This window comes from Nonomuraea sp. CA-143628, from assembly GCF_050942315.1.
Taxonomy (GTDB): Bacteria; Actinomycetota; Actinomycetes; order Streptosporangiales; family Streptosporangiaceae; genus Nonomuraea.
This window is the reverse complement of the sequence record NZ_CP192072.1, coordinates 5,231,701-5,253,499: the sequence shown is the minus strand read 5'-3', so window position 1 is coordinate 5,253,499 and position 21,799 is coordinate 5,231,701. Positions and strand designations below refer to the sequence as shown.

18 protein-coding genes and 1 pseudogene are annotated in these 21,799 nt (G+C 69.5%); 6 read left to right on the top strand and 13 right to left on the bottom strand.

All coding sequences use genetic code 11. The annotated features are described in order from the left end of the window. Window positions 1–413: 413 nt before the first annotated feature. The 6 genes from ruvX to ACQP2T_RS23975 form a co-directional block, all read right to left on the bottom strand. Window positions 414–896, bottom strand: coding sequence for a Holliday junction resolvase RuvX (ruvX, locus tag ACQP2T_RS24000; RefSeq protein ID WP_433518323.1), 483 nt, complete (start codon window positions 894–896; stop codon window positions 414–416). A gap of 1 nt (window position 897) precedes the next feature. Next, the gene (gene alaS / locus ACQP2T_RS23995) at window positions 898–3,570 is read right to left on the bottom strand and encodes an alanine--tRNA ligase (RefSeq protein WP_433518322.1); all 2,673 of its coding nucleotides are present in this window, start codon (window positions 3,568–3,570) and stop codon (window positions 898–900) included. Between the two features lie 17 nt (window positions 3,571–3,587). Continuing rightward, a complete protein-coding gene (locus tag ACQP2T_RS23990; RefSeq protein WP_225298225.1) occupies window positions 3,588–3,818 on the bottom strand; it encodes a hypothetical protein in 231 nt (76 codons plus the stop codon). After that, window positions 3,815–4,189 (bottom strand): DUF948 domain-containing protein, encoded by a 375-nt coding sequence (locus tag ACQP2T_RS23985; protein ID WP_433518321.1) that lies wholly within the window; start codon window positions 4,187–4,189, stop codon window positions 3,815–3,817. Before ACQP2T_RS23985 ends, ACQP2T_RS23990 begins: the two co-directional genes overlap by 4 nt. Window positions 4,190–4,553: 364 nt before the next feature. Then, a complete protein-coding gene (locus ACQP2T_RS23980) occupies window positions 4,554–5,855 on the bottom strand; it encodes a replication-associated recombination protein A (protein ID WP_433518320.1) in 1,302 nt (433 codons plus the stop codon). 158 nt (window positions 5,856–6,013) lie between these two features. After that, on the bottom strand, window positions 6,014–6,493 hold the full coding sequence (locus ACQP2T_RS23975; RefSeq protein ID WP_433518319.1) for a hypothetical protein: 480 nt from the start codon (window positions 6,491–6,493) through the stop codon (window positions 6,014–6,016). A 167-nt stretch (window positions 6,494–6,660) separates the two neighbouring features. Between ACQP2T_RS23975 and ACQP2T_RS23970 the strand changes: the two genes are divergently transcribed. After that, complete coding sequence (locus ACQP2T_RS23970) at window positions 6,661–7,563, top strand: peptidylprolyl isomerase (RefSeq protein ID WP_433518318.1); 903 nt, start codon at window positions 6,661–6,663, stop codon at window positions 7,561–7,563. Between the two features lie 523 nt (window positions 7,564–8,086). Here the strand turns inward: ACQP2T_RS23970 and ACQP2T_RS23965 are convergent. Next, window positions 8,087–8,337: pseudogene (locus ACQP2T_RS23965) on the bottom strand (IS5/IS1182 family transposase); the annotation flags it as partial. 181 nt (window positions 8,338–8,518) lie between these two features. Here ACQP2T_RS23965 and ACQP2T_RS23960 point away from each other — a divergent pair. Next, complete coding sequence (locus ACQP2T_RS23960) at window positions 8,519–9,124, top strand: RNA polymerase sigma factor (protein ID WP_433518317.1); 606 nt, start codon at window positions 8,519–8,521, stop codon at window positions 9,122–9,124. Next, window positions 9,121–10,242 carry a CU044_5270 family protein gene (locus ACQP2T_RS23955; RefSeq protein ID WP_433518316.1) on the top strand — a complete coding sequence of 374 codons (1,122 nt, stop codon included), beginning with the start codon at window positions 9,121–9,123 and terminating at the stop codon, window positions 10,240–10,242. Before ACQP2T_RS23960 ends, ACQP2T_RS23955 begins: the two co-directional genes overlap by 4 nt. A 163-nt stretch (window positions 10,243–10,405) precedes the next feature. Here the strand turns inward: ACQP2T_RS23955 and aspS are convergent, their stop codons facing one another. Genes aspS through ACQP2T_RS23940 form a run of 3 tightly spaced genes read right to left on the bottom strand, consistent with a single transcriptional unit; the run spans window position 10,406 to window position 14,089 of the window. After that, window positions 10,406–12,142 (bottom strand): aspartate--tRNA ligase, encoded by a 1,737-nt coding sequence (gene aspS / locus ACQP2T_RS23950; RefSeq protein WP_433518315.1) that lies wholly within the window; start codon window positions 12,140–12,142, stop codon window positions 10,406–10,408. Next, window positions 12,139–13,398: a histidine--tRNA ligase gene (gene hisS / locus ACQP2T_RS23945; protein ID WP_433518314.1), complete on the bottom strand. Its 1,260-nt coding sequence runs from the start codon at window positions 13,396–13,398 to the stop codon at window positions 12,139–12,141. The genes aspS and hisS overlap by 4 nt, the downstream gene beginning before the upstream one ends. A 10-nt stretch (window positions 13,399–13,408) precedes the next feature. Beyond that, the gene (locus tag ACQP2T_RS23940) at window positions 13,409–14,089 is read right to left on the bottom strand and encodes an MBL fold metallo-hydrolase (RefSeq protein WP_433518313.1); all 681 of its coding nucleotides are present in this window, start codon (window positions 14,087–14,089) and stop codon (window positions 13,409–13,411) included. A 139-nt stretch (window positions 14,090–14,228) separates the two neighbouring features. Here ACQP2T_RS23940 and ACQP2T_RS23935 point away from each other — a divergent pair, with 139 nt between their 5' ends. From ACQP2T_RS23935 to ACQP2T_RS23925, 3 genes are all read left to right on the top strand, one after another. Beyond that, the gene (locus tag ACQP2T_RS23935; protein ID WP_433518312.1) at window positions 14,229–15,125 is read left to right on the top strand and encodes a peptidylprolyl isomerase; all 897 of its coding nucleotides are present in this window, start codon (window positions 14,229–14,231) and stop codon (window positions 15,123–15,125) included. A gap of 60 nt (window positions 15,126–15,185) precedes the next feature. Next, entirely contained in the window at window positions 15,186–16,415 is a 1,230-nt protein-coding gene (locus tag ACQP2T_RS23930) for a DUF349 domain-containing protein (protein WP_433518311.1), read from the top strand. Window positions 16,416–16,569: 154 nt separating this feature from the next. Further along, window positions 16,570–17,685, top strand: coding sequence for a cupin domain-containing protein (locus ACQP2T_RS23925; protein WP_433518310.1), 1,116 nt, complete (start codon window positions 16,570–16,572; stop codon window positions 17,683–17,685). A 13-nt stretch (window positions 17,686–17,698) separates the two neighbouring features. On the opposite strand, the gene ACQP2T_RS23920 is transcribed toward ACQP2T_RS23925, so the two are convergent. From ACQP2T_RS23920 to secF, 3 genes are all read right to left on the bottom strand, one after another. Then, complete coding sequence (locus ACQP2T_RS23920; protein WP_357955558.1) at window positions 17,699–19,888, bottom strand: RelA/SpoT family protein; 2,190 nt, start codon at window positions 19,886–19,888, stop codon at window positions 17,699–17,701. Between the two features lie 175 nt (window positions 19,889–20,063). After that, window positions 20,064–20,582 carry an adenine phosphoribosyltransferase gene (locus tag ACQP2T_RS23915; RefSeq protein WP_357955560.1) on the bottom strand — a complete coding sequence of 173 codons (519 nt, stop codon included), beginning with the start codon at window positions 20,580–20,582 and terminating at the stop codon, window positions 20,064–20,066. A 226-nt stretch (window positions 20,583–20,808) separates the two neighbouring features. Then, a complete protein-coding gene (gene secF / locus ACQP2T_RS23910) occupies window positions 20,809–21,798 on the bottom strand; it encodes a protein translocase subunit SecF (RefSeq protein ID WP_433518309.1) in 990 nt (329 codons plus the stop codon). Between the last annotated feature and the right edge of the window lies 1 nt (window position 21,799).

The following is a 21,799-nucleotide window of genomic DNA, read 5'->3' as shown; positions in this document are numbered from 1 at the left end:
CGTCCGCGCGACACTCTCGTCCGTCCGCCGCGTACTCCCCCGTCACCGGCACGTCCAGAGCCTCTGACGCGTCCGGTCCCAAGGGACCGTCGGAGCGCGAGGACACGCCGGTTCCCGAGGACAGATCGGTGTCTGAGGACAGATCGGTGTCTGAGGGTGTCACGGAGTCCGGACGCGTTTCGGCGTCCGAGGGCACCTTGGTGCCCGAAGGCGTTTCGGAGCCCGAAGGCGCTTCGGCATCCGAAGGCGTTTCCGCATCCGAGGGCACCTCGGCGTCCGAAGACGGTGCTGTGTCCGAGGACGGGAAGAAGGGTTCCGGGACGAACGGGATCAGGTCGTCATCCTCGTCCGGAGGTGGCCCGCTCATGCGGCCACCCCCGCCCGTACCCTGCCGCCCCTGGTGAGACGCCCGGTCATGAGGCGGGTCCGCCGTCCACCCCGGAGGGCGGATCGACGGGCCTGCCGGGTGGTCTGTCCGTGGCTCTCTCGACGTCGAGCGCGTCCTGCAGCAGCACGACCGCCGCCGCCTGGTCCACGACCGCGCGCTGCTTCTTGGCGCGTACGCCGCTGGCCCGTAGCCCCTGCTGCGCCGCGACCGTGGTCAGCCGTTCGTCGAAGAGGCGGACGGGCATGGGCGCCAGTCGCCGGGCCAGCGCTGTGGCGAATTCGCGGGCCAGCGCGGCGGCCTGCCCTTCGCGGCCCGACAGCGAGGTGGGCAGCCCGACCACGACCTCGATCGCCGAATGTTCGTCGGCGATCGCGGCGATGCGGTCGAGGTCGCCCTGACCTCGCCTGACGGTCTCCACCGGGGTGGCCAGCAGGCCCGAGGGGTCACTGCGGGCCACACCGATGCGTACGGACCCGACGTCCACGCCGATCCGTGAACCGAACCGCATGTCAGCCGAGCTGCTCCGCGATGGCCTGCTCGACCAGTCGCAGCGCGTCGCCGACCGCCTCCGGTCGTGTGCCGCCGCCTTGCGCGACATCGTCCTTGCCGCCACCGCCACCCCCAAGCGCCTTGGCGGCGACGCCGACCAGTCGCCCGGCCTTGAGCTGACGCTCACGTCCCGCCTCGTTGACCGCGGCAACGACCACGGGCCGGTCGGAGGGGACACCCGCGATCACGATGACCGCCGGTCGGTCGGCCGGGAATCTGCCACGCACATCAAGCGCGAGCTTACGCAGGTCATCGGCCCCGGTGCCGTCAGGCGCGCGGTGCGTCACCACGAAGACTCCGTCCAGGTCACGGGCCTGCGCCGCCAGCTCGCCCGCCACCTGGAGCACCTGTGCGGACCGAAGCCGCTCCAGCTCCTTCTCGGCGGTGCGCAGGCGGGTGACGATGCCCTCGACGCGCTCGGGCAACTCCTCGCGGCGCGCCTTGAGCTGCTCGGTGAGCTGGGCGACCAGCACGCTCTCGCGCGCCAGGAAGCGGAAGGCGTCGATGCCGACGAGCGCCTCGACGCGGCGCACACCGGCGCCGACCGACTGCTCGCCGAGCACCTTGACCAGGCCGAGCTGGCCGGAGCTGTGCACGTGGGTGCCGCCGCAGAGCTCGCGCGAGTAGTCGCCGATCTCCACGACGCGGACCTCGTCGCCGTACTTCTCGCCGAACATCGCCAGCGCGCCCATCGCCCTGGCCTCCGTCTGGGAGGTGTAGAAGGCGTTGACCTTGAGGTCGTTGACGAGGACCGCGTTGACCTCGTCCTCGACGTCGCGCAGCACGCTCGGCGGCACCGCGCCCGCCGCGGTGAAGTCGAAGCGGAAGCGGCCAGGCGAGTTTTCCGAGCCGGCCTGCGCCGCCGTCTCGCCCAGCGCGTTCTTGAAGCCGCGGTGGACGAGGTGGGTGGCGCTGTGGCTGCGCGAGATCGCGCGGCGCCGCTCGATGTCGATCTCCGCCTGGGCCTCGTCGCCGACCTTGAGCTCGCCCTTGCGGATCCGGCCGCGGTGCACGACGAGACCCGCGAGCGGCGTCTGCACGTCACGGATCTCCACCTCGGCGCCGCCGGTGCGAATCACGCCCTGGTCGGCGAGCTGGCCGCCGCCCTCGGCGTAGAAGGGGGTGCGGGAGAGCACGATCTCCACGTCGGTGCCGGCGCCCGCCGCGGGGACCGCGCCGCCGTCGACCAGGATGCCGACGATGCTCGTGTCGGCCTCGGTCTGGTCATAGCCTAGGAACTCGACCCGGCCCGCCTTCTCCAGCAGCTGCCCGAAGACGGAGATGTCGGCGTTGCCGGTCTTCTTCGCCGCCGCATCGGCCTTGGCGCGGTCGCGCTGCTCCTTCATCAGGCGGCGGAAGCCCTCTTCGTCGACCTGAAGCCCGTGCTCGGACGCCATTTCGAGCGTGAGGTCGATCGGGAAGCCGTAGGTGTCGTGCAGCTGGAACGCCTGCTCGCCGGAGAGCATGGAGCCGGACTTGCGCTTGGTCTCCTCCACCGTGACGTCGAACATGGCGGTGCCAGTGCGCAGCGTGCCGAGGAAGGACGCCTCCTCGGCGTCGATGACCCCGTGGATCTGCGGCGCGTCCGCCTTCAGCTGCGGGTATTGCTCGCCCATGACCTCGATCGCGACCTCGGTCAGCGCGTGCATGTAGCGCTCGTCGCCGGAGCCGAGCAGGCGCAGGTTGCGGACCGAGCGGCGCAGGATGCGGCGCAGCACGTAGCCGCGGCCCTCGTTGCCGGGCATGACGCCGTCGGCGACCAGCATGGTGCCGGTGCGGACGTGGTCGGCGATCACTCGCAGGCTGACGTCGGAGCGGTGGTCACGGCCGTAACGGGTCTTGGTGAGCTCGGCCGCCTTGTCGAGGATCTTGTAGGTGGTGTCGATCTCGTAGATGTTGTCGACGCCCTGCAGGATCGCCGCCATGCGCTCCAGGCCCATGCCGGTGTCGATGTTCTTGGCGGGCAGCTCGCCGGCGATGTCGAAGTCGACCTTGCTGCGGACCTCGCCGAGCTGGTCCTGCATGAAGACGAGGTTCCAGACTTCGAGGTAGCGGTTCTCGTCGGCGATGGGACCGCCCTCGCGGCCGTATTCGGGGCCGCGGTCGTAGTAGATCTCCGAGCAGGGGCCGCCGGGGCCCGGCACGCCCATGTGCCAGTAGTTGTCTTCGAGGCCGCGGCGCTGGATGCGCTCAAGGGGCAGCCCGACCTTGTTGTGCCAGATGTCGAGCGCCTCGTCGTCGTCGAGGTAGACGGTCGCCCACAGGCGGTCGGGCGGGAAACCGAAGCCGCCCTCGGCCTCCGGCTTGGTCAGCAGCTCCCAGGCGAACGGGATCACTTCGGCCTTGAAGTAGTCGCCGATGGAGAAGTTGCCCAGCATCTGGAAGAACGTCGCGTGCCGGGTGGTCTTGCCGACCTCGTCGATGTCGGGGGTGCGCACGCATTTCTGCGCGGTGGCCAGCCGGTCCGCCGGAGGCTTGCGCTGCCCCAGGAAGTACGGCTTGAAGGGCACCATACCCGCGTTGACCAGGAGAAGCGTCGGGTCCTCAGCGATCAGGCTGGCCGAGGGCACTACCTTGTGCCCACGCTCCTCGAAGAAGCGTAGGAAGCGGCGCGCGATCTCTGCCGACTCCATGGTGGCCATCCTTTGCGTTAGTCGTTGCTTTCAGGGTTGTCGAGCCCGAAACGGGCCCGCAACTCGATTTCGCGCTCCGCGGCCTCGCCGAGCGCGTCAGAAGTAAAGTCTCTCACCCGTCCGAGCATGCTCGCGGCGCCGCCGACGGTCCTGCGGGCCACATGGTTGGGGTGGAGCGCCTGTAGCCTGCGCATCACCCAGAGGGTCAGCAGCGCGCCGAGCGACAGGTAGAACAGCCGTCTGATCATCGCCGTCGGCCCGCCTTGCGCGGCCTGCGGACCTCGATGGCCCTGCGCACACCGTAGCCGATGGAGGAGACCTTGATCAGCGGTCCGGTGAAGACGGTCTGGGTGACGGCGCTGAGCTTGGCGGCGTGGGAGCTCACCTGCTTGACGTCCTTGGCGATGGCCTCGACGGCCACCAGCTGCCGGTTGGTCTCGTTGACCGTCAGGCTCACGTCGTCGAGCAGCGGTGCCATGCGGGCACTCAGGTCGGCCACCGCTCTGCTGGTCGCGGTGATCAGCCGGGTGAGCTTGACCAGCACCATGACGAGCACGCAGACCAAGACGATCCAGCCCGTGGCGGCGATCAGCCCGGCGACCTCTCCAGCGGTAAGCATCCGCTCATCTCCCTCGTACGCTGGGCCGGAACGGCAAGAACCCTATCGCGTTCGACGGCCCAGATTACTGGCGACGCCCGGCTCCATCAGGCCGCCACGTCGGAGGCCCCCGTTTCGCCCGCTCGAATGGTCCGGCCCGCGAGCGGCACCGACCCCGAGGCCGACCAGCCGAACCCGGCCCGTGCCGGACAGCCAGAAGTCCGTCAAGAGCCAGCCATGAATTCGTCAACGACCGTCAAGAGCCCGCCAGGAACCCGTCTCCTGGGCCGCCGAGAGGCCAGGCCAAGAGACCCGTCGAGGACCCCGCTCAGGAGTCCGCCAAGAGCCCGTCAATGGCCCCGCCCAGAAGCTCGCCAAGCGGCCGTCAGGAGCCCCGCAGGAAGTCACGTATCCGAGCCCACCGCTCGGCCAGCACGCCCTCCCCACCGTGCTTGGTGGGCTCGTAGTAGCGCTTCTCGCGCACCTGCTCGGGCGCGTAGTCCTGGCGGACCAGCCCGTGGTCGAAGTCGTGCGGGTATTTGTAGCCGTCGCCGTGGCCCAGCTTGGCGGCGCCCGGATAGTGGGCGTCGCGCAGGTGGCCGGGCACCTGGCCGATCAGGCCGCGGCGTACGTCGCCGATTGCCGCTCCGATGGCCTTCACGACGGCGTTGGACTTGGGCGCCAGCGCGCAGTGCAGGACCGCGTGGGCCAGGTTGATCTGGCCCTCCGGCAGGCCGATGAGCTGCACCGCCTGGGCCGCGGCGACCGCGGTCTGCAGGCAGGTCGGGTCGGCCAGGCCGACGTCCTCCGAGGCGAAGATGACGATGCGGCGGGCGATGAAGCGCGGGTCCTCGCCCGCCTCGATCATGCGGGCCAGGTAGTGGAGCGCGGCGTCGGCGTCGGAGCCGCGCATCGACTTGATGAAGGCGCTGATGACGTCGTAGTGCTGGTCGCCCTGCCGGTCATAGCGTACGGCCGCCTTGTCGACGGCCTTCTCCACGACCTCGACCGTGATGTCGTCGGACAGCAGCGCGGCGGCTTCGAGGTAGGTCAGGGAGCGGCGGGCGTCGCCGCCGGCCAGGCGTACGAGATGGTCGACGGCCTCGGGGGCGACGGTGGCGCGGCCGCCGAGACCGCGTTCGTCGGCCACCGCCCGCTCCAGGACCGCGCGGACGTCGTCGTCGGTCAGGGACTCGAGCGTGAGCAGCAACGAGCGCGACAGCAGGGGCGAGATGACCGAGAAGAAGGGGTTTTCGGTGGTTGCGCCGATGAAGGTGACCCAGCGGTTCTCGACGGCGGGCAGCAGGGCGTCCTGCTGGGCCTTGTTGAAGCGGTGGACCTCGTCGACGAAGAGCACGGTCTGCCGGCCGCTCATGCCCAGCTCGCGCTTGGCGACATCGATGGCGGCGCGTACGTCCTTGACCCCGGCCGAGACGGCGGAGACCTCGACGAAGCGCCGCTTGGTGACGTTGGAGACGACGTAGGCGAGTGTCGTCTTGCCGGTGCCGGGCGGCCCCCACAGGAAGAGCGACATCGGCGCCTCGCTCTCGACGAGCCTGCGCAGCGGGGTGCCCGCGCCGAGCAGGTGACGCTGGCCGATCACCTCGTCGAGCGTGCGCGGCCGCATCCGGACCGCGAGGGGCTGCGGTGTGGCCTCCTCAGCCGCCGAATCGAACAGACTCTCCACAACGCGAGTTTACGGGGTGGACCGCGTCCAGCGGTCCACCATCAGGCAACCGGGCTTCGGTCCACGGCCAGGGAGCGGGCCAGGGCATCCAGAGGACTCTCCCGCCATCGGGAGCCGGCCGGGCATCCCAGACGACTCTCCCACCATCGGTGAGCGGGCTACGCGCCCCAGACGGCTCTCGCGCCCGAGTCACCGGCCTGGAAGACGAAGTAGCCGACCACCACGGCCAGCAGCACCGTCACGCCGGACAGCACGAGGGTGACCGGGCGGCCGAACCTGTCGCCGAGCGAGCCGCGGCTCGGGCTCGTGGCGTAGACGAGCAGCAACGCGGCGACCCCGAGCCCGGCCGCCGACAGGAGCAACGGGTTGGCGAAGCTCTCATGGGTCTCGATCCGCTGGCCCAGGGTGCCGTCGACCGAGGCGAAGCGGGACGCCTTGAGGCTCTCGCCGCTCTCCTTGGCCGCGAAGACGGCCACGGGCGCCCCCAGGGAGAGCAGGACCACCGCCCAGGCCAGCAGTGGCCGCCAGCGGTGCAGGACCGTGTACGCCACGGAGGCGACCGCGAGGAGCGGGGTCAGCACCACGGCGAAGTGGATGATCAGCGGATGGGCGGGCAAGCCGAAGATCTCGTCGAACATGTCTGCACTCCTAGTTCTCATTTCAACTACGAATGGCGACACGATATGGTTCGCGGTCCATCCCGTCACTACGAGTGGTTTCCTCCTCTTACGTCCGGCACATCGCAGGGCCGGTAGCATTCCCGGAGTTGTTTGGTCATGTGTTGGCAAAAGTGGAGGACATACCGGTGAGCGGCGAGGACGACCGCCAGAGCCAGTTGGCTCGGGAGCACAAGGAGCGGCAGGAGCAGCGCGCGGCGGCGGAGAGCACCAAGGGGAAGCGGAACGTCTTCATCGGCGCGGGCTTGGCCGTCGTCGTGGTGGCGGGCGGCATCTTCGCCGCGACCACGCTGGTCAACAAGGACGACGAGGGCAAGAAGGTCTCGGCCGAGAGCACTCCGTCGGCTTCCACCCCGCCCAGCGCCGCGCCCTCGCCGACCCCGTCGCTGTCCTCGCTGCCGAAGAAGACCGGCAAGGTGTCCTGCACCTACAAGCGGGACACTTCGGGCGTACCGATGAAGTACGTGGGCATGCCCGGCAGCCGCCCGAACATGAAGCTGAAGACGATGACCGTCTTCACCAACCACGGCAAGATCGTCATCGACGTCGACCCGGCCGCGACCCCGTGCTCGGTCAACTCGATGGACTTCCTGGCCAAGAAGAACTTCTACAACAACACCAAGTGCCACCGCCTGGTGACGCCAGAGACGGCGGGGCTGTTCCTGCTGCAGTGCGGCGACCCCAAGGCCAAGGCCGACGGCAAGAACCCGACGGACGGCCAGGGCACGGCGGGCTACGTCTACCAGGACGAGGCCGTCGGCGCGATTCCGTACACCCGCGGCGTGGTGTTCCTCACCCAGCCGCTGGACGCGGCCGGGCAGAACAGCAGCCAGTTCGCCATCTCACTGGCGGACGAGAACTCGCAGATCGAGGGCCAGTACTCGGTGCTCGGCATGGTCCGCTCGGGCCTGGAGATCATCGAGAAGGTGGCCAAGGACGGCGTCATCGTCAACAGCCAGGACATCGTCGGCGACGGCGGCTCGACCGCCCCGAAGAACCCGATCATCATCGAGAAGGTCACGCTCCGCTAGCCGGGCACGAAAGGGCACCCCGCCGCTCCTGAACCGGGACACTGTTGGCGAATTGGCCGCGTGGTGGTCGTTACGCGGCGGGGGCGAGAGCTGCGAAGTGGGAGACCCGGGTCGCCGCCAGGGGTTTGCCGGTCGGCCATGCGTCAAGCCGGGCCTGAGGCCGTGACGTCAGCCGCCGATGCCGGCCTCAGGCGCACGCGGCTTTGACGGGGCAGCCGCCGCGGTCGCGCTGGGAGAACTCGACCCGGATCTCGGTCAGGCTCGATCGTCCATCGAATGCTGGTCTTGCCGCTGGGACAGGTCACCCGGCGGTTGTCCCAATTGATGGTGAACGCCGACGCGGGGTAGCCGCCCTTCGTGCGGCTCTGTCGGCCGGCGGCGCGCATCATCGGGCCGACCAGTCGTTTCCCGGAGCGGGGGTGGTCTCCACGTTCGTGATCAGGTGGGGGCATCACGCTCACAGGTTCCGGGAGATGGGCCTTGTGGCCGTAGCCTCTGCACCATGGGGACCAGGCGCAGCCATGCGTACTGCCTCAGCGGCCTGCCGGTCAGGCAAGCCCTCGCTGCACTGCAGCACCAATACCATCGCCAGGCCTTCTGGAGACAGCGCGGGCTGCCCTCTCGACGAGAACAGGGCCTCGAACCGCTCGTCCTCGTAGATCACCCGAGGGTGTCGCGGATTCGGTTGGCCGGGCCTGCGCCCGGGAACGCCGCTCGCGCTACCCGAACGGTTCCCTCAGGCACCTCACAGTAGGAGCGGGGCCGCAGAGACATGGGAAGACTCCGATCTCGCGGCCCAGGTATCCCCGGCCCATGCGCTGCGCGCCTATGGCCTCGCTGAGACCGCTCCCCAGGCGGTGTGCCGAAATTCAGGGGAAGGCGAAAACGGCCTGCGGACAACAACCGGTGACCGACGTCCCGCCGACCTCAAGGCCTGTGAATGAATGAGCCCTATTTGGCCGATCCCCCGGGCGACGCCCCACCGTCACAGGACGACGCCGAGGTGATCGAACGGTCCTGGGACGAACCCGAGCATTTCGGCGCCGTCTTCGACGCGCACTACGCGGAGATCCACCGATACGTCTCCCGTCGGCTCGGCCCGCACACCGCCGACGACGTCTGCGCTGAGACGTTCGCCCTCGCCTTCCGGCAGCGTCGCCGCTACGACATGAGCCGCCGCAGCGCCCGCCCCTGGCTCTACGGCATCGCGACCAACCTCATCAGCCGGCACCGCCGCGACGAGGTGCGCCTCCTTCGTGCCGTGGACCGGCTGCGTCCGGAGGCGAACCCGGCCCGAGGTCACGAGGACGAGGTGACGGCGAAGGTGAGCGCGCAGGCCGTCAAAGGCACGCTGGCCAGGGCCATCGCCGCCCTGCCCGCGGACCAGCGTGACGTGCTGCTCCTGGTGGCGCTCTCGGGGCTGAGCTACGACGAGGTGGCGCAGGCTCTGGACGTGCCCTTCGGCACGGTCTCCTCGCGGCTCAACCGGGCTCGCAAGAAGCTACGCAAGGCGCTGGGCGGAACGAATCCGCTGTTCGACGAGGAGGGGACACATCGATGAAGGAGCTGCGTCTCGTACGTGGGGTGTACGACGATCCGGCCCCGCCTTCCGCGGAGGCCGCGGCGGCCGCCCGTCGCCGGATGCTCAGCCAGGACGACACCGCACGGCCGCGCTCTCGCCGTACGTGGCGCATGCCGCTCGGCTTGGTAGCCGCTGCCACGGCCGCGGCCGTGGCAGCGGGTATGACGCTCGCCCACGACGATCCCGCACGACCGCGGACGGGTGTGCAGCCCATGCCTCATGCTCTGTCGCCTCGCGACATGATGCTGGCCGCCGCCTCTCAGGCGGAGCTGCAACAGCAGGGTCGCTACTGGTACACCCACCAGCGCTTCGCCTTCGCGGCGCTCGCGCTCGGCAGGACCGGTGGGTACGTCGTGGAAAAGCGCAGCGAGTACTTCAGGTGGACGGGAAGAACCCGCGGCGACGGCCAGTCCTTCTACGGCCGCTCCTTCGCGGGTAAGCCCCAGACCCGCGCCGACGCCGATGCCTGGCGCGCGGCGGGTTCCCCTTCGAGCTGGACGGTGCGCCCGTCGGGCGTGAGCAGGACCGTCAGGACGAAGTCGGGTGCCTGGCAGGAGGACCATCCGAACGACCAGGGCGGCGGCGCATTCCTCATCAGCGGCGTCGGCCAGTTCACCTATCAGGAGCTCCAAGAGCTGCCGACCGACCCCGAAGAGCTGCGCAAGCTGCTGTGCGAAGGCTCGGTCAAATTCATAGCGGGCGGGTCTGGAGCGCCGAGGCGCTGCAACGACCCTACAGGGGTGCTCACCCGGGTCTTCTTCGCTCTCGCGGACACGCCCGTGCCGCCCAAGGTGCGAGCCGGTCTCATGCGCCTGATCACCGATTATCCGGGCGTGCGGCAGCTAGGCGCCGTCACGGATCCGCTCGGCCGGTCGGCGGTCGGCCTCGCGGCCCCGATCGACACCGTCGATGACCATGGGAAGATCCAGCGGGAGGTGCTCTTCGACCAGCGGACCGGCAACGTCCTGGGCAGCCGTAACGTCCAGCTCGAACCAGGCCACAACAGCCAGAAGTGGCAGGTTCCCGGCAGGACGCTGGCCTACCAGGCGGTCTTGGACTCGGGCTGGAGCAACGCCAAGCCCTCCCCTCCCGACTAGAGCAGCGGACCGCGCGGGCTCGACAGCTCCTGGCATGGGAAAGGCCCCGTGATCGCTTCTGTGATCACGGGGCCGTTTCTGTTCGGTCTACTTCGCCGACAGTGTCCCTGAACTGGCGAGGCGGGGCGCCCTTTCGCAGGTCAGCCGTCGCACTTGGGCCAGGTCAGCCTTCGTTCTTGGGCTTGGCGTCGACGCCCGCCTCCTTGCGCTGGTCCACCGTGATGGGTGTGGGCGCGCCGGTGAGCGGGTCGAAGCCCGAGGCGGTCTTCGGGAAGGCGATCACGTCGCGGATCGACTCACCGCCGGACAGCAGCATGCAGATCCGGTCCCAGCCGTAGGCGATGCCTCCGTGCGGGGGCGGGCCGTACTTGAACGCCTCCAGCAGGAAGCCGAACTTGTTCTCGGCCTCCTCCTTGGAGATGCCCAGCACGTCGAAGACCCGCTGCTGCATCTCCGCCCGGTGGATACGGATGGAGCCGCCGCCGATCTCCATGCCGTTGCAGACCATGTCGTAGGCGTAGGCCAGGGCCTCGCCCGGGTGGTCCTGGAAGTTGTCCGCCCATTCGGGCTTGGGGCCGGTGAACGGGTGGTGCACGGCCGTCCAGCCGCCCTCGCCGTCCTCCTCGAACATGGGCGCGTCGACGACCCACAGGAACGACCACAGCGACTCGTCGATGAGGCCGCAGCGGCGGCCGATCTCCAGCCGGGCCGCGCCGAGCAGGTCGCGCGCCGCGTTGCGCGCGCCGGCCGCGAAGAAGACCGCGTCGCCCGGCTGGGCGCCGACCTTCGCCGCGAGTCCGGAAATTTCCTCTTCTGAGAGGTTCTTCGCCACGGGACCGCCGAGCGTGCCATCCTCCTGGACGAGCACGTACGCCAGGCCCTTGGCGCCGCGCGAGCGCGCCCAGTCCTGCCAGCCGTCGAGCTCCTTGCGGGTCTGCGAGCCGCCGCCCGGCATGACGACCGCGCCCACGTAGTCGGCCTGGAACACGCGGAAGGAGGTGCCGGCGAAGTAGTCGGTCATCTCGACGAGCTCCTGGCCGAAGCGCAGGTCGGGCTTGTCGGAGCCGTAGCGGGCCATCGCGTCGGCGTAGGTCATGCGGGGCAGCGGCGTCGGGATCTCGTAGCCGACCGTCTCCCGCCACACGCGGCCGATGAGCTTCTCGCCGACCGCGATGACGTCTTCCTGGTCGACGAACGACATCTCGACGTCGATCTGGGTGAACTCCGGCTGCCGGTCGGCCCGCAGGTCCTCGTCGCGGTAGCACTTGGCGAGCTGGTAGTAGCGCTCGAGCCCGCCCACCTGGAGCAGCTGCTTGAACAGCTGCGGCGACTGCGGCAGCGCGTACCAGTTGCCCGGCTGGAGCCGGACCGGCACCAGGAAGTCGCGCGCGCCCTCGGGCGTGGACCTGGTCAGCGTCGGCGTCTCGACGTAGACGAAGCCGAGCTCGTGCATGACCTCGTTGGCCAGGTAGGTGGCCTTCGAGCGGACCCGCAGGGCATTGGCCACCTGCGGGCGGCGAATGTCGAGATAGCGGTATTTGAGGCGGGCCTCCTCGGAGACGCCCGCGCTGCCCTCGATCGGGAAGGGCAGCGGGGCGGACTCGCTGAGCACCTCGACCCGCTCGGCGACGACCTCGATCGCGCCGGTGGGCAGCTCGGGGTTCTCATTGCCCTCCGGCCTGACCCGGACCTGGCCGACCACCCGCACGCAGTATTCGGCGCGCAGGTCGTGGGCGTGGTCCTCCTCGCGGAAGACCACCTGCGCCGAGCCGGAGGCATCGCGCAGGTCGATGAAGACCACACCGCCGTGATCACGGCGCCTGGCCACCCATCCTGCCAGCGTCACCTGCTGCCCGGCGTGCTCCTCTCGGAGCGACCCGGCGGTATGCGTGCGCATCACTGCACTTTCCCCTTCAAGACATCGACGACCTGGGCCAGCGGCACCTCGGTCTGCTCAGCGGTGGTCAGGTCCTTCAGTTGTACGGCCTGCGCGGCCAGGTCACGCTCGCCCAGGATCAGCGCGAACCGGGCACCCGAGCGGTCGGCGCCCTTCATCGCGCCCTTGAGCCCCTTACCGCCGTAAGCCAGGTCGGCGCTGACGCCCGCCTGGCGCAGCTCGGTCACGAGCAGGAACATCCGGCGGCGGGCTTCGTCACCCAGCGGGACACCGTACACCTGGACGCGTCCCGGTGCGCTCTCGCCGATCAACCCCTCGGCCTCCATGGCGAGGAACGTGCGATCGACGCCCAGCGCCCAGCCGACACTGGGCAGGGGCGGCCCGCCGAGCATCTCGCTCAGCCCGTCGTAACGTCCGCCGCCGCCGACCGCGGACTGCGAGCCGAGCCCGTCGTGCACGAACTCGAACGTGGTGCGCGTGTAGTAGTCGAGCCCGCGCACCAGCCGCGGATCGTCCTCGTAGGCCACGCCGGCGGCGCTCAGCAGCCCGCGGACCTCCTCGTGGTAGGACTTGCACGCGGCGCACAGGTGGTCGACGACCAGGGGCGCGCCGGTCAGCTGCGCCTGCACCTCGGGCCGCTTGTCGTCGAGCACCCGCAACGGGTTGATCTCGATCCGGGCCCTGGTGTCGGCGTCGAGGTCGAGCCCGCGCAGGAACTCCTGCAGCGCGGCCCGGTAGGCGGGCCGACAGGTCTTGTCGCCCAGCGAGTTGATCAGCAGCCGGACGCCCGTCAGGCCGAGCGCGGCGAAGCCCTGGGCGCCCAGCACGATGATCTCGGCGTCGAGCGCGGGATCCTCGGAGCCGAGCGCCTCGGCGCCGACCTGCCAGAAGTGCCGGTAACGGCCCTTCTGGGAGCGTTCGTAGCGGAACTGACTGCCGGAGTACCACAGCTTGACCGGGAGCTGGCCGTTGTGCAGGCCGTGCTGCAGGACGGCGCGTACGACCGACGCCGTGCCCTCGGGCCGCAGCGTCAGGGAGCGGCCCGCCTTGTCGGGAAAGGTGTACATCTCCTTGGACACGATGTCGGTCGACTCACCCACGCCCCTGGCGAACAGCTGGGTGTCCTCGAACACCGGCGTCTCGATGTAGCCGTAGCCGGCCAGCCGCACGGGCGCGACGAGGGCCTCGCGCACGGCGAGGACCTGCTCGGAGCGGGGCGGCAGCCAGTCGAAGGTGCCCTTTGGCGCTTGGAAACTCATGAGATCCCTGTTAGATGCCTCGTGTGGGACCGGCGTGCGGCGCGGCTTCCTTCAGATATGGATTGGTGGCGCGCTCGTGGCCGATCGTGGTCTGTGGTCCGTGGCCCGGCAGGACGACCGTATCGTCAGGCAGCGGCAGGCACTTGCCGGCCAGGCTGCGCAGGATCGTCGGGTAGTCGCCGCCCGGCAGGTCGGTGCGGCCGATGGAGCCGGCGAACAGCAGGTCACCCGAGAACAGGATGTCGTCATCGGGCAGCCGGAAGCTCACCGACCCCCTGGTATGGCCGGGGGTGTGGTCGACCACGAGCTCCAGCCCGGCCAGCGGCAGCACGGCGCCGTCGGACAGCTCCCGCACGTCGTCGGGCTCGCTCAGCGTGATGCCACCGAACATCGCCGAGCTCGACGGCGACCAGCCCGCGGCCGGATCGCTCAGCAGGTGGCGATCGTCGGGATGGATCCAGGCGGGCACGTCGCGCGCGCCGCAGACCGGGGCCACCGACCAGACGTGGTCGAGGTGTCCGTGGGTGAGCAGCACCGCCACCGGCTTGAGCCGGTGCTCTCTCAGCAGCTCGTCGACCCCGTCGACCGCGTCCTGACCTGGATCGACGATCACGCACTCCTCGCCCGCCGCGGGCGCGACAACGTAACAATTGGTCTGGAAGGCCCCTGCGGGGAAGCCTGCGATGAGCATCTGCCTCAGCTGATCTCGTCAAAAAAGCCAATGGGAATGTAACCGAAGGGTACCGGTGCGGGTCGCCGGGCTGCGAATCATTACCCGTTGGCCGATACGATTCGCCCACCTCAGTTGATTGACTATGGGAGGCAAAGCGGTGGCCACGGGGAAGGACCGGCAGAAGCAGCTGGCACGCGAGCACCACGAGCGGCAGCTGGCACGCCGTCTCGAACGCGAGCAGCGCGCCAAGCGCACGGCGATCATCGGCTCCACGGTAGGCGTGGTCGTCGTGGTGGGGGGCATCGTGGCGGCGGTCGCGTTGCTGGGCGGCGGCGATGACTCGAAGACCGACGCCGCCACGACGGCTCAGCCTTCGACCTCCGCCCAGGACACGGCGGCGCCCACGGCCTCGGCTTCGGCCGCCGCCGGGCCCAAGCCGTTCGACGCCAAGACCAGCACGTGCGACTACGTCGCCGAGAAGGGCGGAGGCGTGGTCAAGGACGTCGGGCTGCCGCCGAAGAAGGTGAAACTCAAGCCGGCGACCAAGACGATGACGCTCAACACCAACCTGGGCGACATCGAGGTGACGCTCGACAACGCCAAGGCGCCGTGCACGGTCAACTCGCTGGCCTACCTGGCGGAGAAGAAGTTCTACGACGGCAGCAAGTGCCACCGGCTCGGCAGCGCCCAGTTCCCGATGCTGCAGTGCGGAGACCCGCAGGCCAAGGCCGACGGCAAGGGCGAGTCGGACGGCGCGGGCGGCCCCGGCTACGTCATGGCCGAGGAGAACCTCCAGGGCGCCAGCTACAAGCGCGGCGTGATGGCGATGGCCAAGACGCAGGCGCCGGGGACCACCGGGAGCCAGTTCTTCCTGATCTTCGGCGACCTCGGGCAACTTCCCCCGGATTACACCCCGGTGGGTACGATCACCAAGGGTCTCGACATCCTCGACAAGGTAAACAAAGCGGGCGTCCTCACTCCCGGGCAGGATGGCACTGGGGCACCTAAGGAAACCGTCGAATTCAAAAGCGTGACAATCTCTGGCAAGAGCTGACGTAATACAAACTAGGGACAGTAGTCCCGAAGGGTCTGATGGATAGTGCGGGAGGACACGGTGAGCACCGACCCGTGGGGCCGGGTAGACGACGACGGCACCGTCTACGTGCGTACGGCTGAGGGAGAGCGAGCCGTCGGGTCCTGGCAGGCCGGTGAACCGGACGAGGCACTGGCCTACTTCCATCGCAAGTACGACGAGCTGGCCGGCCAGGTCACGCTGCTGGAGCAGCGGCTGAAAGGCACCGACCTGGCCCCGGCGCAGGCCGAGGCCAGCATCGTCAAGCTCCGCGAAGCGGTCGCCGACGCGCACGCCATCGGCGACCTCGCCGCGCTGACGGCCCGTCTCGACGGCCTGACGGAGGCGGTCGCGCAGCGGCGCGAGGAGGTCAAGGTCGCGCGCGAGCACGCGCGCGCCGAGGCCAGGACGGTCAAGGAACGCATCGTCGACGAGGCCGAGCGCATCGCCGACGAGACCACCCACTGGAAGTCGGGTGGTGAGCGGCTGCGCCAGCTGGTCGAGGAGTGGAAGGCGGCCGACCGCATCGACCGCGTGACCGAGGCCGCGCTGTGGAAGCGGCTGTCGGCCGCCCGCACCGCCTTCGCCAAGCGGCGCAAGCAGTACTTCGCGGGGCTCGACGAGCAGCGCGAGGGCGTACGCGCGGAGAAGGAGCGCATCGTCGCCGAGGCGGAGGCGATCGCCGACTCGACCGACTGGGGTACGACGGCGGCCGTCTATCGCGACCTGATGCAGCGCTGGAAGAGCGCGGGCCGGGCGTCGCGGGAGGCCGAGGACGAGCTGTGGGCGCGGTTCAAGGGCGCCCAGGACCTGTTCTTCCAGGCCCGCTCGGCGGTCTTCGCCGAGCGCGACGCGTCCCTGGCGGCCAACGCCGAGCTCAAGGAGGTGCTGCTGACGGAGGCCGAGAAGATCCTTCCGGTCACCGACGTCCGCACGGCCAGGGCGGCGCTCCGCCACATCCTGGAGCGCTGGGAGGCGGCCGGTCCGGTGCCGCGCGAGCAGCGCGACCGCCTCGAAGGCGGCCTGCGCAAGGTGGACGACGCCGTGCGCAAGGCCGAGGACGCCGAGTGGAAGCGGTCCAACCCCGAGGCCAGGGCCCGCGCCCAGAGCACGGTCGACCAGCTGCGCACCTCGATCGAGCAGCTGGAGAAGCGCCTGGCCAAGGCTCAGGCGGCCGGACGCGCCAAGGACGTGAAGGAGGCCGAGGAGGCCATCACGGCCCGCCGCTCGTGGCTGGAGGAGGCCGAGCGGACGCTGGCCGAGTTCAGCTGAGGTTCGCGAAGATCCGCTGAGGGCCGATCCGCAGGCGAAGGGGGTCGCCTGCGTACTCGGCGCCCGGCATGTCCCGCGTTGGGGCTGTCCGGCGTCGGGGGATGCCCGGTGTTCGGGGTGCCCGGCCGGCTCGGGGAGTTCTAGGGTGTTGGGCATGGAACCTGTGCCCGCCGCGCGCGCCCTGGTCGCCGAGCTGTTCCCGGACGCGCTCTACGCCTTCCTGGGTGGCGGCGTACTGACCGGCGACCGGACGAGCCGGTCCGATCTCGACGTGGTCGTCGTGCTGGACGACCTGGCCGTGTCCTACCGCGAGTCGCTGCGGTGGCATGACTGGCCGGTCGAGCTGCTGGTGCACAACGAGCTGAGCCTGACCGCCTGGGCCGACCGCGATCTGGCCCGCCAACGGCCGACCCTGCCGCGCCTGTGCGCCGACGGCGTGGTGCTCACCGACCGGGTGGGCCGCGCCGCCGAGGTCCAGGCGGTCATGCGCGAACGCCTCTCCGCCGGTCCCGGCCCCGCCGCGCCCCGGACGCTGGACTGGGCCCGCTATGTCCTGTCGGACCTGCTCGACGACCTGGCGGGCGCGACGGACCCGGGCGAGCTGGCGTTCATCCGCTGGCAGGTCGTCCAGGAGTCGGCCCGGCTGGCGCTGACGTCAGCGGGCCGCTGGCACGGCTCGGGCAAGTGGCTGCTGCGCGAGCTGCGCGCCTACGACGCCGCGCTCGCCGACGAGCTGCTGTCCGCCCACGACGATCCGGTACGCCTGGCCGCCACGGCAGGAAGCGTGCTGGAGCGGGCCGGAGGGCGCCTGTGGGAGGGTTACCGGGCCGATGGGGACCCGTTCCACCAGCGGCTGCGCCACATCGCCTCAGGCGATCTGACGTCCGAGACCGCCCAGAGCTCCGGCATGCATCGCCTGGCCGCCGTCAGCGGGCGCACGGCCGGGTCCGGCAAGCTGTGGATGGGCCAGACCCACGTAGCCCCGTCGACCCGCTCGGCCGATCACCACCACGGGGAGTCGGAGACGGCCATCTACGTCGTCAGCGGCACACCGTCGTTCGTGTTCCTCAACCCCCAGGACGCACGCGAGACGCGGCTGGAGACGAAGCCCGGTGACTACATCTTCGTCCCGCCCTACGTCCCGCACCGCGAGGAGAACCCCGATCCGGAGCAGGAGGCCGTGGTCGTCATCGCCCGCAGCACGCAGGACGCGATCGTGGTCAACCTGCCCGATCTGTCCACACACCTGGGCCGCCGGCCCGGCGCCTGATCTCCTGGTCTGGCTACGTGCTCGCGCCGCTGACCCGGTAGACGTCGAAAACGCCCTGAATGTTGCGAACGGCCTTCAGCACATGACCGAGATGCTTGGGATCGCCCATCTCGAAGGTGAACTTGCTGACCGCCACCCGGTCTCGCGACGTGGTCACCGAGGCGCTGAGGATGTTGACGTGCTGGTCGGACAGGGTCCGGGTGACGTCGGACAGCAGGCGGGGCCGGTCGAGGGCCTCGACCTGGATGGCCACCAGGAAGACCGAGTCGTCGCCCGGCGACCAGCTCACCTCCACCAGACGGTCGGGCTGCGACTTGAGCTGCATGATGTTGGTGCAGTCGGCGCGGTGCACCGACACGCCGTGCCCCCGGGTGACGAAGCCGACGATCTCGTCGCCGGGCACCGGGGTGCAGCACTTCGACAGGCGTACCCAGACATCGGAGTCGCCCGCGACGACCACGCCCGCGCCGCCGCCCCGGGGACGGCCGCGCAGGCGCGTCGGGAGCGAGGTCTCGGCGATGTCCTCCTCGGCGCTGTCGACGCCGCCTATGGAGGCCACGAGCTTCTGCACGACCGTCTGCGCGGCGACGTGTCCCTCCCCCACGGCCGCGTAGAGCGCGGACACGTCGGGATAGCGCAGGTCGCGGGCCAGGGCCAGCAGCGACTCGCCGGACATCAGGCGTTGCAGCGGCAGCCCCTGCTTGCGCATGGCGCGGCCGATGGCCTCCTTGCCCGCCTCGATCGCGGTCTCGCGGCGCTCCTTGGAGAACCACTGGCGGATCTTGTTGCGGGCGCGGCCGGACTTGACGAACTTGAGCCAGTCGCGTGACGGACCGGCGTCGGGCGACTTCGAGGTGAAGATCTCGACCGTGTCGCCGTTGCCCAGCCGCGACTCCAGCGGCACCAGGCGGCCGTTCACGCGGGCGCCGATGCAGCGGTGACCGACCTCGGTGTGGACCGCGTAGGCGAAGTCGACCGGGGTCGCCCCCTCCGGCAGCGCCACCACCTGGCCGCGCGGAGTGAAGACGTAGACCTCGGAGACCGACAGGTCGAAGCGGAGCGACTCCAGGAACTCGCCCGGGTCGGAGGTCTCCTTCTGCCAGTCGAGGAGCTGACGCAGCCAGGCCATGTCGCTGCCCGGCTTGACCTTGCCGGCCGGGCCCGGGGCGCCGACCTCCTCTTTGTACTTCCAGTGGGCGGCCACGCCGTATTCGGCCCTGTGGTGCATGGCGTGCGTGCGGATCTGCAGCTCGACGGGCTTGCCCTCGGGACCGATCACCGTGGTGTGCAGCGATTGGTACATGTTGAACTTGGGCATCGCGATGTAGTCCTTGAACCGGCCGGGGACCGGGTTCCAGCGCGCGTGGATCGTCCCGAGGGCCGCATAGCAGTCGCGCACGCTGTCGACGAGGACTCTGATGCCCACCAGGTCGTAGATGTCGTCGAAGGCGACGTCCCTGGCGATCATCTTCTGGTAGACCGAGTAGTAGTGCTTGGGCCGGCCCTTGACCAGCGCGCGGATCTTGGCGTCGCGCAGGTCGCCGGAGACCTTCTCGATGACCTCCTGCAGGAACAGGTCCCTGCGCGGGGCCCGCTCCGACACCATGCGCGCGATCTCGTCGTAGCGCTTGGGGTAGAGCATGGCGAAGGCGAGGTCCTCGAGCTCCCACTTGATGGTGTTCATGCCCAGGCGGTGGGCCAGCGGGGCGAAGATCTCCAGGGTCTCGCGGGACTTCTGGTGGCGCTTGTGCTCGGGCAGGTAACGCATCGTGCGCATGTTGTGCAGCCGGTCGGCCAGCTTGATGATCAGCACCCGGATGTCGCGCGACATCGCCACGACCATCTTGCGCACGGTCTCGGCCTGCGCGGCGTCGCCGAACTTGACCTTGTCGAGCTTGGTGACCCCGTCGACCAGCGACGCGATCGTCTCGCCGAAGTCGCCGCGCAGCTCGTCGAGGCCGTAGGCGGTGTCCTCGACGGTGTCGTGCAGCAGGGCCGCGCACAGCGTCTCGTCGTCGGTGCCCAGCTCGGCCAGGATGGTGGCCACGGCCAGCGGGTGGGTGATGTACGGGTCGCCGCTCTTCCGCTTCTGGTCGCGGTGATGGTAGGCGGCGACGTCGTAGGCGTGCTCGATCAGGCGCAGGTCGGCCTTGGGGTGGGTGGCGCGAACCGTCCTGAACAGCGGCTCCAGCACCGGATTCATGGCCCCACCCCCAAATCGCCGTCGACGCACCGCCGGGACACCGGGCGCCGTCTCGGCACTCCCAGCGTCGGTTACGTCGGGCACGACCACATCACGGGGCACACAGACTCCTTACCATCGAGTCCAGGCCCCCCAGTGTATCCAGGTGAGAAACCTGGCCTCTCTCGGGGCGGGCTCAGACGATCACAAGGGAGCGCAAATCCACTCCCGCGAGACGCTCGCGTCCCTTGAGAAAGGCCAGCTCCATCAGTACGGCGACGCCGACGACCTCGGCACCGGCCCTGCGCACCAGTTGTACGGTGGCCTCCGCCGTGCCGCCGGTGGCGAGCACGTCATCGACGATGAGCACCCGGTCGCCTTCGGCGAAGGCGTCGCGGTGCACCTCGATGGTCGCGGATCCGTACTCGAGATCGTAGGACTCCTCCAGGGTTTCGGAGGGGAGTTTGCCCTTTTTTCTGATGGGCACGAATCCGGCCCCCGCCCGGTAGGCCACCGGAGCGGCCAGAATGAAGCCCCGCGCCTCGATCCCGACGATCTTGTCCACGTCGAACGCGCCGGCCAGTTCGTCGACCACGGCCGTGAACGCCACCGGGTCGGCCAGCAGCGGGGTGATGTCCTTGAACATGACCCCCGCCTGGGGATAGTCGGGAACGTCCCTGATCCGGTCACAGATCAACGAGCTCAGGTCGCTCATGACGGCACTCCTTCGGTTGACCGCCTGGCGGTCCTCTCCCACGACTGACGGCCTCCATGATGGCCCATCCGGCGGACCACCGGCGCCCGCCGGGGGGTGGTAAGTGGCATTCACCCGGTTATGTCCGGCCCTGTGAGGGCCCTCAGGGCTTCTACAAGCCGACGCCCCCACCCATCTGGGCGGAGGCGTCGTTCGTGCGTGTGCGGGCCCGTGTGGGCCGAGCCGGCTAGCCCTTGGCCGTCGCCGCGCTCTTGGCGCCCTTGCCACCCTTGGTGCCGGTGGAGGCGAGCCGCCTGGCGATGGCCTGGTATTTCGGCTCCCGCTCCTTCAGCGTCACCAGCAGCGGCGTGGCCACGCACAGCGAGGAGTAGGTGCCGACGATCATGCCGACGAACAGTGCCAGCGACAGGTCCTTCAGCGTGCCCGCGCCGAGCAGCGTGGTGCCGATGAACAGGATCGCCGCCACCGGCAGGATCGCGACCAGCGAGGTGTTCAGAGATCGGATCAGCGTGTGGTTGAGGGCGTTGTTGGCCGCCATCGAGTAGGTCTGCTTCGACGTGGTGCCCAGCTTGGCCGTGACTTCCTTGATCATGTCGAACACCACGACCGCGTCGTAGAGCGAATAACCGAGGATGGTCAGGAAGCCGAGCAGCGTCGCGGGCGTCACCTCGAAGCCCGACCAGGCGTAGACGCCCGCCGTGATGACGAGGTCGTGGATGAGCGCGACGATGGCGGCCAGCGCCATCTTCGGCTCGAACGCCATGGACAGGTAGAGAATGATCGCCAGCATGAAGACGCCCAGGCCGATCCACGCCTTATTGGAGACCTCACCGCCCCAGGACGCGCCGATCGACTGGATGTCGACATCCTTGACCGGGACGCTGAAGTCCTTCGCGATGCCGTTCTGGACCTTGGTCACCGCCGCCGTGTCAAGGGCCTCGGTGGTGACCCGCCAGCGGTCGCCGGCCGTCTGCACGATCGGCTGGTGCACGCCCTCGTCGAGGAAGGAGGAGCGGACCTGCTGGATGGTGGCGGTCTGCGCCTTGAAGGAGAAGACCGACCCGCCCTTGAACTCCACGCCCAGGTTGAGCCCGTTGATGAGCAGCCCGGCGAGGGAGACGATCAGCAGGAAGCCGGAAAGGCTGTACCAGAGCTTCCAGCGGCCGACGAAGTCAACGTCGATCTCGCCGCGGTAGAGGCGACGCCCCAGTCCCATC